The organism is Edaphobacter sp. HDX4, from assembly GCF_036877565.1.
GTDB lineage: Bacteria > Acidobacteriota > Terriglobia > Terriglobales > Acidobacteriaceae > Edaphobacter.
This window is the reverse complement of record NZ_JAEDXW010000014.1, coordinates 125635-139076: the sequence shown is the minus strand read 5'-3', so window position 1 is coordinate 139076 and position 13442 is coordinate 125635. Positions and strand designations below refer to the sequence as shown.

Genomic DNA, 13442 nt, shown 5'->3' with positions numbered 1-13442 from the left:
AACATTACGAGCCTAATGCTCATCCGGCTGCTCCTGCTGCAAGGCTTCTATTTCACCGCGAAGCTTGGTGACGACTTCTTGCAGATCTTCCACGCTAGGCAGCTCTTCACGAATAGCTGTCGGCAGTTCTCGTGTCACACGGTAGGTCGAGACGCCGATTGGCGTCGCGATGTTCTGCAGGGCATACTCAACAACTGCAGTGCTGTGGGTTTCGCAGAGCAGGAGGCCAATCGTCGGTGCATCCGGGCCGCTGCGGAAGAGCCCATCGACGGCGGAGAGGTAGAAGTTCAGTTTGCCCGCCCATTCGGGTTTGAACTTCCCAGTCTTGAGCTCGATCACAAAGTAGCAATGCAGCCGTAGGTGGTAGAAGAGAAGATCTATATAGAAGGTCTCGTCGCCCACTTCAAGCGGGACCTGGCTTCCGACGAAGGAGAAGCCACGGCCCAACTCAAGAAGAAGATCGCGGAGATGGTTCAGTAGACCGCGTTCGATCTCCCGCTCGTGAGCTTTTTTCGAGACCGTCAGGAAGTCGAAGTTATAGGGGTCTTTGAGGATCTGTTCCGCGAGGTCCGAGTCCGGGGGCGGCAACGCACGGTGGAAGTTGGTCAGAGCCTTCCCCTCCCTCTCATGCAGTCCGCTCTTGATCTGGAGCACCATGACGTTGCGGCTCCAGCCATATTCCACCGCCGCTCGGAGGTACCACTCCCGCAGAACGGCATTCTTGAGCCGGTCCAGGAGAACCATATGGTGGCCCCAGGGCAATAGTGCAGCAACCTGCTGCACTATTTGTTTTTCGGGCCACGCTTCGGCAAAGGACCGCATATACTTGAGGCTTCGCGGGCTGAACCCCTCCACACCGGGGAACTCATTCTGGAGATCATGGGAAAGCCGTTCAATAACCCGTGTACCCCAGCCCTCAGTTCCCTGCCGGGCCAGGATGTCCCGACCGATCGACCAGTAGAGCAGGACGAGCTCTCGGCTGACGGCAAAGGCGGCCCGAACCTGAGCATTTTGGATACGGCTTTTCAGGTCCTGCAGCAGTTCCGGATAGCCGGACGGGGTTTGGAGTGATTTTTCCACGAAATGAGCATAGCACTGGATTTGCCCCGACAATTGACATTGTCGTAGCTTAAAACTATTGATTCTAAATATATTACAGATACTTTTGGGGTGCGGATGTTGCCCGAAAGGCAACTTCTCTGGCCGCATTTTTTGCCGAGGATAGGTCAAATCTTTTCCGCCCGCATAGTGCCGCTTTTAGCAGCTAGCGCTCCACATGACGCCCTTTTCGTTGTAAGTTTCAACGCCTCATAATCCGAAGATCGGAGTGCTCTAAGCCGCGTGATCTGGACGAGGATTTTGTCTGATTTCCTTCGGCCTTCACCTACAGAAGACATCTGAATCTCTGGTTAAAAGCTGTATCTGGTTTCGAAACCGCCAGCGTTGATATTTTCGGCGCATTGGCGAGGGTCCATTAAGGGTCCATTAAGAGCAAAATTCTGTGTAGTGAGTCGCGTACAGTGCGGCCTGTAGCATTCTGTTTCAATGAGTTGCGTTAGGTTGCCGAAATGGCATGGAAGAGGTCATCGGTTCGATCCCGATCAGGTCCACCAATCATCTCAATCATTTACGGGCTCCTCTCTTCTGCGACTTTGTCGCAAACTCTGTGACTGCTTCCAAAGCGGCCTGACTGCTCCCATAATTCAGCCCTCCACCTCATCCCCAGCTCCCTCCCATCGCACTCCCAGACCGCGAAGAAGAATATCGTCTGCCTCACCGAACCGAGGCTCGTCCATACCATTTCGTCCGGAAGGGCTGCCTGGCTTCGGCTCTGCCGCCGGTGCCCCGCTATCGGCATGACCGGGACGGCGATGGTCTCGCAGCTCGTCGAAGATCAGGTTGACCGCCATACGCATCTCCGGCTCGAACGACTGCATATAGACATCGGTCGTAGTGGAAGCCTTTGAGTGGCGCATGATGCCCTGAATATCTTTGACGTTCCCCTTGGACTTGCCCAGCGTCGCAATGGTCCGCCGAATCACCTGGAAGTTCAGCTTCGGCAGCTCTAACTCCCGCGCGAGTTTGTACAGCACCCGCTTACGGTAGTTACTCGGATCCATCGGGTTGCCGAGACGCCCTGCGAACATGAAGGCGTCCGGAGAGGTGTCGATACCGTTCCTTTCGCACTCTTGCCGATATTGCACGATCTCAATGCCGAGCACATCGGCGACTGGAACCCGAGTGATGCTCCCCTTGGTCTTCCCGTACGGCCGAATCTTTCCTCGATAGATCGTCTCCTGAATATCCAGGGTGTTGGTCTCTTCGAGGAAACAGCGCCAACGGAGAGGAAACAACTCGCTAGGCCGAAGTGCATTCGACATATCGAGCTTCATCAGAATCCAATCACCTTCGCCATGTACGCAGGGGCCGTGATTTGCCTCGGCGGCCTGATCTTCGCTGGCATTCGCATGATGTCAGGGCGATTCCAGGACGCAATTCCTGGGCTCTTCGGTGCGCTATTTGGTGCCGGAGTTCTCGGCTGGGGAGCCGGTTGGATCGGCTCGCTGACCGGGCAGTCGATGTAGGAGGTGCATCGACTATGGCTCGTCGAGGAAAGGACTCAATGATCCGGGTACGTCCGCTATTCAAGCGGAAGTCGTATTTCTGGAGCTCTTCCAGGTCGTAACCAAAGACGCGATGTGCTCCATCGAGGGTCAGCGAGAACGTATCCGCAAGTTCGAGAACCGTATTGAGCGTAGGATGCGCTTTGACCCGAGACAGATTCGAAAGTAGGTTCTTGGTGACCACTTCCCGCCGCTCTTGGGCGCGACGCTCTTGATCACTCGATGGCGTGACCTCCCGGAATAGGCCTCGGAGGTGGCCCAAGGTGTCAGCGATTTGACTGCGCGGAACCGAGGTGTACACGACGAGCATTCTCCTCAAAATTCTCTGCATGGGAGTGCAAGCTCTACAAATGAGGGACGATACGGAAGAGTGCGCGCTGCCGGAAGCGTCTTCGCCTTCTCGGTCGAAAGCAATACTCCTTTCGCACATTGTGGCGCACAGCGGCAGCGGCTTCAATCTGATCTATGGATGCCTCAACGCCAGTCGAGGACGCAGGGGGTGGAATCTCCTGCGTCGAACGCGGGTTCGCCTCCACGGAAGCTGACGTGAGCCGCGTGACAAATCGCACCGCACCACTTCCGCTCTGAATGAAGAGGTTGCCGGCGACTACAATACCCATGCCAAGATGAATCCACCTCTCCGCTCTGAACATGACATGTGTCAGTACAAGGGCTCCTGTACAAATCGAAGCGATCCGGGCACCTCGTTTTGAGGCGGCACTGAGGGTGAGGAAAAACGCGGGGGGAGACCGATCCAGATGGTCGAGTTTAGGAACGATCACGGTCTGAGCGTGCGCTACAAAAGAGAGTCCTGACTGCACCTGAGATTCAATACTCCGAATGAAACTCCCTGGCGACTCCGCAGGCACGCACCTCATAGCAGGGCTGTCCCTTAGCGTCGCGTACCTTCCGAAGATCTCAAGTGGGATTGCAAGATCACCAAGTCCGACTCCGTCATAGGCGATTACTGCCACACGATTGGCTCCTCTGACCGACAGGCTAGGTCATCCCTCGTCTTGCGGCTCCTGCACATATCTGTCATGAGTCGTCACTTCAACCTAGGTAGCTCTTCCCGTGTTGAGGTTGGTGGGATGAACAAGATCTTTGCCATCATGCCTTTGTCTTCGTGTTTCAGGAGATGACAGTGAAAGACGGACATGCCAGTGATAATCGGGTCGGTGAAGTCCATCAGGAGATCGAGGGACTCTCCCGGACCAACATTCACCGTATCGAGCCAATAGGGATTGCGAAGACGCACGCCGTCTCTCGCATATGCGAGGAAATGGACCTGATGTATGTGAAACGGATGGGCTTCGCGCGAGCGATTAACGACGGTCCATCGGCGATACCCCCCAATCAGGACGGTAATCATCGGGCCGGCGTCGGGAGTGTACTTCTGACCGTTGATATAGAAACCCTGTTTATCTTCAGTGAAGACCGTCGAGAATTCAGCAGGGCGCTTCTCGGCCAGTGTGAGCGTTGAGGGGGCAATGAATTGGTGGACCGTCTGGCCTGGTGCGGTGATTAGCCGGGAACCGGAATCGCTCGAAAGCGCCTTCTCATTCATATCGGCTAAGACCATGGTCGGATTGGGGTCGCCGTCTGGTCCGGTGTTCACACACCGAGTAATTAGCGACGCTTCCGCTCCGGCCGGTGGTCCTGTAACGATCGCCTCTACGCGGCCACCTGGCGGGAGCGGCACATGACTCATCAACTTCTCCTGCCGGTGTGGATCGTGAAATGCCAAAGGCATTCCATCCAGGGCAATCACTGTCATACGACCACTGCTTAGTTGAACATCTGCATAGAGATCCGGTGATGCATTCACGATCCGCCAGAACTGCCGTTCCCCGGGGCGAATTGCAACGCTGGGGCGCAGCACGCCGTTGACTGTAAACAGACGTTCCGGCTCCGTGGACTGTATAGAGCAGGAATTGGATACGTTCACTCGCGCTCGCTGGAGTGGAGCACTCGGATCTGTCTGCTTCAGAACGGCATCGCGCAGCACGAGCACCTGCTGCCGGATCGATCGCACCTCTGGCGCATATCGCTCAATACCATCGACGATGAGCGCGCCGGACATGCCGTCAAGGTCCTGCTGATAGCTTTCTCCGTGAGGATGAGTGTGGTACCAGTAAAGGCCTGGCGGTTGGTCCTCCGGCACGGTCACGTCATAGTGCAAAGACTCTCCGGGCATGGCCATCATCGAGATGACGTCATCCTGCGGAGATTTAGGCGAAACGTGAAGACCGTGAAAGTGCAGGTTCGTCATATTCCTGCAGGGTTCATCGATGCAGATCTCCTTGGAATGCGAAGACATCGAGTTTTGATAATCGACGCGGAGAGTATGGCCAGGGCTGACATGTAGAACGGGTGGAATCTCATGTGCGGCATAGGAGAAAGCGCTGAGTCCTGTATGGGGATCGATGACAGCGCGCAATTCTACCGGCGAAAAAGCATCAGGTATCGGCGGCAGCGGAGGCCCGATCAGGTGCGGCATTTTTTTTACCGATTGAGCGGCAGCTACGCCCATGAATCCCGCGAAAGCGAACTCCCAAACAAGGAATGCGGGCGCGACTACAGAAAGGCGGAAAATGAAGCGTGACCGCCGATGTGTCCAGCTCATCGCATCCTCCCTTGGGCTTGTCGGCTAGGACCGGGTCCAACCTCCCCCGAGCGCCTTGATAAGGACGACGGTAGCGACCATACGTTCCCCAGCGATCTGGGCGGCAGTTCGTTGATTGAAAAGGACTGCCTGCTCTGCTGTTACGACGTCGAGATAGCTGACCAGTCCGGCTTTAAAGCGATCGTTAGCGAGTTGTTCGGAGCGCATCGCGTCCTCAACTGCTACTGCCTGGAGCCTTGATTGCGCGGTGAGGAATTCCAGAGCGCTGAGCTGATCTTCCACCTCTGTGTAGGAGGTTAGCACCGTCTTCTCGTACCGCGCGAGCGAGCCTTCGTACGCATCTGTTGCCTGTTGAACACCCGCGTGAACCCGGCCGGCCGTAAAGATTGGGGCCACGGCCCCAGCGCCCAGCGACGCGATGCTGTTCTGCCATCTAAGTAGTGACGCAGCATTGGTGCTTTCGAAGCCACTCAATCCGCTGAGGGACAGGCGCGGGAAGTAGGCCGCCTTGGCAACTCCAATCTCAGCACTGGCGGCAGCAACGTTTCGCTCTGCCTCCAAGACATCGGGTCGGCGCTTGAGTAGGTCGGAAGGCAAGCCGATTGGTATGTCGGGAGGCGGCGGTGCATCGGTCTGCGCGGGAATCGAGAAGCTCTCGGCGGTGCGGCCAATCAGTACAGCGATGGCATGTTCAGATTGAGCCCGACCGGTCGATAGCGTTTGCTCTGAGGCTCTAGTCTGATCCAGTAAGGTCTTCGCCTGAGCGACCTGAAGCTCGCCTGATAGTCCGTGATGGAAGAGCTCTGTTGTCAGATCGAGAGAGTTCTGTAGATCTGCAATTGTGCTATCGAGCACACGCAGTTCCTGATCTTTTTCGCGAAGCTGGTAGTAGTCGATGGCCACACTGGCTTCTGCTGTGAGGCGAACGAAGCGGAAGTCATCTGCAGTAGCCTGCTGAGTAGCGCGGGCGGCCTCGACGGTGCGACGCACGCGACCCCACGCATCGATCTCGAAGTCGAATACAAGGGGCAGCTGAAAGTCGTTGTATGTCGCCGCCTGTCCATTCGTAGTACCGTTGTTCGGCCTGTCTTGCGCCTCTCTCATTCGGCCGGCAGCCGGTTGTCCGCTTATGGTCGGAAACATATAGGAACGCGCATATCCTGTAGACGCGGCAGCCTCATCCACGCGCGTGACCGCAATGCGAATGTCGGTATTCGCGGCGTCGGTCTGTTTCTCGAGCGCCTCCAACTGCGGCTCCTGAAAGACCTGCCACCAATCACCGGCGCCGATAGAACTCTGGCTCGTTGCTGCGTCCGCGCCGGCGCCGCGATATGCGGGAGGCATCGGCATGGCTGGAGGCCTGTAGTTAGGACCAACGCGGCATGCGGTGAGGCTTAGGCTAATGCTGGTCAGCAAAGCTGCGGCCGTGAACCACTGCCAAGAGCTGCAGTTCCATCGAAGCGGCTGCATGTTCAGTGCTCCTTTCCGGGATTGGCTGTGCCTGAATGGTTCTTTGTAGCCGAACCGCTCACCGGATCCGCGGACGTACTCGATTGTGGAGTTCCCGTTTGGGACTGGATGCTCGCCGCCATCCCGTTCACGACGTAATCTGGCGGGCTCGAGACAATACGGTCGGTAGGAGAAAGGCCGCTTGTGATCTCGATGTTGCTGCCGAGATCATCGCCAATCGACACCTTGCGCAGTTCCAGCCGATTCTTCGCATCGACCACAACGACCTGCGGTCCCGCAGCCTGAAACAAAACGGCGCCGGTGGGAACCGTCAGCTCCTGCTGGTCTTGTGCCAGGCTCAGATGCACGTTGGCATAGGCCCCGGGCATAAGCTCGCCCGTCGGGTTCGGGACGTCCACTTCTGTCAGCAGGGTGTGCGACCCAGGATCGATGGCGTGACTTGTGCGTACGACTATTCCAGTGAACGTGCGCTGCGGGAACTCTAGTAGCGTTAGCTGGGCATTCAGACCAGACCTGATCTGCTCTCCAAGATTCTCTGGCACAGGGATGAAGACGCGCATTGTGCTTACTTGGGCAATATGGAAAAGCTGTGCCCCGCTGCCACCGTTTCCAGCATTGACCAAATCCCCATCGTTAACTAATCGTTGGGTAACGACGCCGTCAAAAGGGGCCGTCACCTGCTCGAACGATTGCAACTCCTCCAACCGTTTCACGTTGGCTTGCCCGGCCCGTAGACTCGCTGTTTGCGCATTCAAGTTCTGGTCGTTTGCGTCGACTTCCTGTTGCGCCACCGCGTTTGTATGGATCAGGTCCTGGTAGCGCTTCGCCGTCACCTCGGCTAACGTGACGTTGGCCTCAGTCTGGCTGACCATGGCGCGTGCTTGATTCAGCTCCTGATCGACCTCCGGGGCGCTGATCACTGCGAGCAACTGACCCTTGTGGACTCCCGCGCCGATGTCGACTAACCAGCGTGCAACGTACCCGCTTATGCGCGCATAAATCGGCGAATCTTCGTACGCCTGCAGCGTCGCAGGTAGCGAAATCTGACCATCCACCACGTGCTCTGCGGGGTACGTGACACTGACCGGCTCCGCGACGTTCGCCATGGTTTCGGCCGCGAGGGCGCGGCTCTCTCGGCTGCGGACGACAAACATGATGACGCCACATACGAGCAGCACTGCTGGCACTAGAAGAAACCACTTAACCGTAGTCGGGTGCATCTGTATCTTTGCAGCGGCTATCTGTTCTTGTGAGCGTCCAGCTTCATTAAGCAGCATGTTCCACCTCCGAATTCGATGACCTATTCGTTCTATTCCGAATGATGTAGAAGATGATCGGAACAAAAAACAACGTGGCGACTGTCGCAAACATGAGTCCGCCGATTACGGCACGTCCCAGCGGCGCGTTCTGCTCCCCACCGTCGCCAAGCCCAAGAGCCATCGGAATCATGCCGATGATCATCGCCATAGCGGTCATGAGAACGGGACGAAGCCGGGTCGCACCCGCCTCGAGCGCCGCTCGGAGCGCATCTTTGCTCTCCGCAAAGTGCTCATTTGCAAACGTGATCACTAGGACGCTGTTTGAGGTGGCCACGCCAATGCACATGATGGTGCCCATCAGTGCGGGGACGCTCAGGGTAGTATGCGTGAGCAGGAGAATCCAGCAGATGCCGGCAAGAGCACCTGGAAGCGCGGTGATGATAATGAACGCCTCAGTCCAGGATTGAAAATTCACGACGAGCAGAAGATAAACCAGCAGAACGGCGATCGCGAGCCCGACATAAAGCCCCTTGAACGAGCTGCGCATTGTGGCAACTTGTCCCCGAGTGACCAATGTCGCTCCGCGGGGCAGGTGCTCCTTCGCCTGGTCGGTAATCTTAGCAATGTCTGCCGAGACACCGCCCAGATCGCGCCCTTGGACACTTCCGTAGATATCGATGACCGGCGCCACATCGTAGTGCGTCACGATCGCTGGCTCTTCCTGCGGCGTCATGCTGGCGAGATTTCTTAACAGTTGCGTCTTCGGGCTCCCGGGCACGTTGACCGGAATGCGATCTATTGCATCCAGCGAATTAACTCGGTACTGCGGCGTCTGCACCGCGATGTTGTATGACACACCATTGATCGGGTTCAGCCAGAAATTCGGTTGCGTCTGGAAGCTGGAACTGAGCGAGATCAGGACGTTCGAAGCGACGTCGCGTTCCGCAAGTCCAAGCTGCTGGACACGTACGCGGTCGACGTCGTATTGCAGGCGCGGCTGATCCTCCAGTTGTTCGATATGAACATCGACCGCTCCGGGAACGTGCTTAATTTGTTCCGCCAATCGGGACGCGAGAGCGAAATTGGCGTTCACATTAGAGCCGACGATCTGGATGTCGAGCGGTGCGGGAATTCCGAAATTCAGTGTCTGCGAGGCTATGTCCGCAGGTTCAAAGAAGAAGGATGTGCCCGGAAACCGCTTCGGCAACTCCGACCGGAGCTCTGCAACGTAATCGACTGTGGGGTGATGCTTTGGCTCGAGAGAGCCCAGGATGTCCGCATCCATCTCGCCGACCGTTCCACTGTTGCTGTACGAGAGGTTGATACCGCTCGTCGGCAGCCCTATGTTGTCGAGGATGCCACTGATTTCGTTCGGAGGAATGCGGGTTCGGATATAGCGGTCAACCTCGTCGACCAGCCGGGCTGTATCTTCCAGACGAGTCCCGGTCTTGGCACGCACGTGTAGATGGAACTCGCCGGCATCTACACTCGGGAAGAAGTCTTCACCCAGGAAAGGAAGCAAGACAACACTTCCAAGGCAGAAGACTAGAAACAGACAAATAAAAGCCTTGCGGCATTCGATGCATTGCGAGAGCAGCCTCTCGTATTTGTGCTGGATTGATTCAAACGCGTGCTCAAATCTGCCATGCAGACGATCGAACCATCCCGGTTCAGACTGGCCTTGTTCATGCTGCTTGTTTCGAGCAACCTCCTTCGGCAGCAGATACATAACCAGCGTCGGGATAATCGTTCGTGAGAAGAAGTACGAGGCGAATAGCGAAAAGACCACAGCTTCGGCTAGCGGAGCAAACAGATATCGCGACACCCCTGTAAGGAAAAACATTGGCACGAACACGATGCTGATGCACGTAGTCGCGAGGAAGGCTGGACGTGCGATCTCCTGAGCGCTGTCCAGGATCGCCTGTCGCAGTTCCTTACCCATAGCAACATTGCGCTGCATGTTTTCGATCTCAACCGTCGCGTCATCCACCAAAACACCCACCGCGAGAGCAAGGCCTCCCAGGGTCATGACATTGATGCTCTCTCCGAGCGCGCTCAGCAGAAGGAGCGAAGTGAGGATCGACAATGGGATCGAAACACAGATGATCATCGTGCTCCGCCAGCTGCCCAGAAAGACCAGGATCATAATCGATGTGAGACAAGCAGCAATCAGGCCTTCACGGACCACACCGTCCAGTGCCGCCCTAACGAAGACGGACTGATCTGCCAATGGTGTAATTTTCAAGTCCGGCGACAACCCCGCGGCAATACGAGGAAGCGCCGCCCGGACCGCGCTCACAATCGTGAGGGTAGATGCCGACCCCGTCTTTTCCACGGTCAGCAGCGCGCCACGATGCCCATCCTGCCGGACAATATTCTGTTGCACGGCGAATCCATCACGCACGTGCGCGACGTCCTTCAGAAAGACGGTGCCTCCGTTCGCCGTCTTCACTGGAATGCCGTTCAGCTCCCCCATCGTGGTCGGTGTGCCATTCAATCCGACGTTGTATTCGGTCGCGCCGATCTTGGCGGTTCCGGAGGGCAGGATCACGTTTTGTGCGTTCACCGCGTTGACAACATCAAGCGGAGCCAGACCCTCGGCTTCGAGCTTTGAAGAATCGATGTCAACCATCACCTGTCGAACCTTGCCACCATAGGGCAGCGGAACGGCGGCCCCGCGTATCGTGGCGAGCTGAGGACGGATGAAGTTCGTGCCGAGATCGTTCAGCTGCTGTTCCGAGAGTCCTCTGCCACTCAGTCCGAGCTGGATGATAGGCACGGTAGACGCGCTGTACTGAATCACAAGCGGCGGGTTGATTCCGGGTGGCAACTGCTTCAACGTGGCCTGTGCTTCGGCGACGACCTGTGCGATTGCTCCGTCCACGTTGGCCTGCGGCTGCAGATAAATCTTGATGACCGCTACACCATTGAGGGACTGCGATTCGATGTGCTGGACGTTTGCAACGGTGGTCGTCAGCGCGCGTTCATAGATGGACGTGATGCGGCGATCCATCTCTGACGGCACAAGTCCAGTGTAGGTCCAGATCACGCTGACCACGGGAATATTGATTTGCGGAAAGATATCGACCGGCGCACGCAAAAGCATCATAGGAGCTGCCATGAAGATCAGAAGGGCGAGCACGACGAACGTATAGGGTCGGTTGAGAGCTAGGCGAACAATCCACATGGCATCCTCTTCTGCAACACGTTAGACTCACAGGTCCACAGTGAATCCCGCTGTAGCGACGGCGCGTAGCAGCTCCTCTCCATCGAATGGCTTGAACAAGAAATCCGATACGCCCAGTGACAGGGCGCGTTCAACAGCTTCCCGGTCCTGATAGGCCGAGATAAAGATCACCGGAATGTGCGGGCGGGAGGCGTTCGCATGACGTAGCAGATCCCAACCGTCCATGGCAGGCATACGTACGTCGGTGATCAGACGGTTGCATGTCTGCCAAACCATCGACCGAAGCAGCTCCTCTCCGGAGCGAAAGGTCTGGGTCTTAATATCCGCCGAGGTGGGCGTAAGCGCGTCCATATCGAACCTGTCCTTTCCTCTCATGGAAAGCAATGGAAAAGCGGCTCCGTAATACGTTGCGCATTATGGAGCCAGGTGAGTCCGTTTACAAGGCCGTGCATGACAGCATCTTACTTGTGCTGCGCGAGGAAAGCCTCAAGAGCCTTTGCAACACCTTCTCCGTATGCCGTGTCCGCCTTGGTGCAGTTCGCAACATGACGATCCCGAACTTCTTTAGAGGCTGTGCCAAGGGCCCGCGCCGTATTCTCGAACAACCGCTGCTTCTCATTCGTGCTGAACATACGGAACAGATTGCCGGGCTGCGAGTAGTAGTCGCTATCATCTTCACGGAAGTCGAAATTCTGAGCAGCTCCGTTGATGGCCAATGGCGGTTCGGAGTAGTCGGGCTGCTCCTGCCACTCACCGTGACGATTCGGTTCATAGCTGGTTGCCCTGCCATAGTTGCCGTCGACACGCATGGCCCCGTCACGATGGTATGAGTGGAATGGGCACTTTGGAGCGTTGACCGGGATCAACGGGTAGTTGACGCCCAGACGATAGCGCTGCGTATCAGCGTAGGAGAAGAGTCTGCCCTGCAGCATCTTGTCTGGCGAGAAGCCGACGCCTGGAACCACATTTGCCGGGGAGAAGGCGGCCTGTTCCACCTCTGCGAAGAAGTTCTCCGGATTGCGGTTGAGCTCCATGTTGCCGACCTCGATCAGCGGATAATCCGCATGCGGCCAGACCTTGGTCAGATCGAAAGGATGGATGTGGTAGGTGTTGGCATCATCCTCGTTCATGATCTGCACATACAGCTTCCAGCGGGGGAACTCGCCGCGCTCGACGGCCTCGAACAGATCGCGCTGGTGAGTCTCGCGATCCGTTCCAACAAGAGCTTCTGCCTCTTGGTCGGTGAGGTTCTGGATCCCCTGCTGGGTCTTGAAGGTGAACTTGACCCAGAAGCGCTTGCTCTCGGAGTTGATGAAGCTGTAGGTGTGGCTACCGAAGCCGTGCATGTGGCGGAAGGAGCGCGGGATTCCGCGGTCGCTCATAACCACCGTGACCTGGTGAAGCGCCTCGGGAAGGTTCGTCCAGAAATCCCAATTATTGTCCGCGCTGCGCATGCCGGTTCGGGGGTCGCGCTTGATCGCGTGATTCAGATCGGAGAACTTGAGCGGATCGCGGATGAAAAAGACCGGCGTGTTGTTGCCGACGAGATCCCAGTTGCCTTCCTCGGTGTAGAACTTCAACGCGAAACCACGAATGTCACGCTCGGCATCGGCTGCGCCGCGCTCGCCGGCGACGGTCGAGAAACGGGCAAACATCGGAGTAGTCTTACCGATCTCCGAGAAGATCTTGGCCTTGGTGTATTTGGTGATATCGTGCGTGACGGTAAAGGTTCCGAAGGCGCCTGCACCCTTGGCATGCATACGCCGCTCTGGAATCACCTCACGGTCGAAGTGCGCCATCTTCTCGATGAACCACACGTTTTCGAGCAGGGCGGGTCCGCGCTTGCCAGCGGTTTTAATATTCTGGTTGTCATCAACGGGAGCCCCGAACGCTGTTGTCAGTTTCTTCATGATTCTCCTTCTTTCTTAATTGGTTGTTGGTTGTCAGGCCGCTCCCTCACTTCAGGCCGCAACGGGAAACCCGAGATGTTAGCCCACGGAGCACAATTCGTTATGCGAGCGGCGTTCCTGCCTTCTACAGGTTGCCCGTACATGTCGGCGGCACTTCACGCTCAGGCTTATTCGTTATGCCCAACGTAAGTTGGTCGTAAAGCAGAGGGTGGAACAGACCGAGGTACTCTTGGAGCAATCCAAGCTGCCTTTTGGTTGAAGGAGCGTTGCGTTGTGGCTATCAGAATCCAAGCCAGTTCATCACGACGTTGAGGCGCCACGTTGGCACTCCTCCGGACGCTCTAAGCGAGCGCTATAGTGCCAACG

8 protein-coding genes and 1 pseudogene are annotated in these 13442 nt (G+C 56.8%); 1 reads left to right on the top strand and 8 read right to left on the bottom strand.

All coding sequences use genetic code 11. From position 1 onward, the window contains the following. Window positions 1-12: 12 nt before the first annotated feature. The gene (locus JAO29_RS14660) at window positions 13-1080 is read right to left on the bottom strand and encodes a PDDEXK nuclease domain-containing protein (protein ID WP_334268990.1); all 1068 of its coding nucleotides are present in this window, start codon (window positions 1078-1080) and stop codon (window positions 13-15) included. Window positions 1081-1703: 623 nt separating this feature from the next. Next, window positions 1704-2381 carry a tyrosine-type recombinase/integrase gene (locus JAO29_RS14655; RefSeq protein ID WP_442886400.1) on the bottom strand — a complete coding sequence of 226 codons (678 nt, stop codon included), beginning with the start codon at window positions 2379-2381 and terminating at the stop codon, window positions 1704-1706. 24 nt (window positions 2382-2405) lie between these two features. Here JAO29_RS14655 and JAO29_RS14650 point away from each other — a divergent pair. Further along, window positions 2406-2585, top strand: a pseudogene (locus JAO29_RS14650) (hypothetical protein); the annotation flags it as partial. A 1087-nt stretch (window positions 2586-3672) separates the two neighbouring features. Here the strand turns inward: JAO29_RS14650 and JAO29_RS14645 are convergent. The 6 genes from JAO29_RS14645 to JAO29_RS14620 all read right to left on the bottom strand — a co-directional run bounded on the left by JAO29_RS14645 (window position 3673) and on the right by JAO29_RS14620 (window position 13076). Beyond that, the gene (locus JAO29_RS14645) at window positions 3673-5250 is read right to left on the bottom strand and encodes a multicopper oxidase family protein (protein WP_334268988.1); all 1578 of its coding nucleotides are present in this window, start codon (window positions 5248-5250) and stop codon (window positions 3673-3675) included. A gap of 24 nt (window positions 5251-5274) precedes the next feature. Continuing rightward, window positions 5275-6720, bottom strand: coding sequence for an efflux transporter outer membrane subunit (locus JAO29_RS14640; RefSeq protein ID WP_334268987.1), 1446 nt, complete (start codon window positions 6718-6720; stop codon window positions 5275-5277). Between the two features lie 2 nt (window positions 6721-6722). Next, on the bottom strand, window positions 6723-7997 hold the full coding sequence (locus tag JAO29_RS14635; protein WP_334268986.1) for an efflux RND transporter periplasmic adaptor subunit: 1275 nt from the start codon (window positions 7995-7997) through the stop codon (window positions 6723-6725). Next, entirely contained in the window at window positions 7987-11166 is a 3180-nt protein-coding gene (locus tag JAO29_RS14630; RefSeq protein WP_334268985.1) for an efflux RND transporter permease subunit, read from the bottom strand. Before JAO29_RS14630 ends, JAO29_RS14635 begins: the two co-directional genes overlap by 11 nt. Before the next feature lie 27 nt (window positions 11167-11193). Beyond that, complete coding sequence (locus JAO29_RS14625; protein WP_334268984.1) at window positions 11194-11517, bottom strand: response regulator; 324 nt, start codon at window positions 11515-11517, stop codon at window positions 11194-11196. A gap of 110 nt (window positions 11518-11627) precedes the next feature. Continuing rightward, a complete protein-coding gene (locus JAO29_RS14620) occupies window positions 11628-13076 on the bottom strand; it encodes a catalase (protein WP_334268983.1) in 1449 nt (482 codons plus the stop codon). Window positions 13077-13442 lie beyond the last annotated feature (366 nt).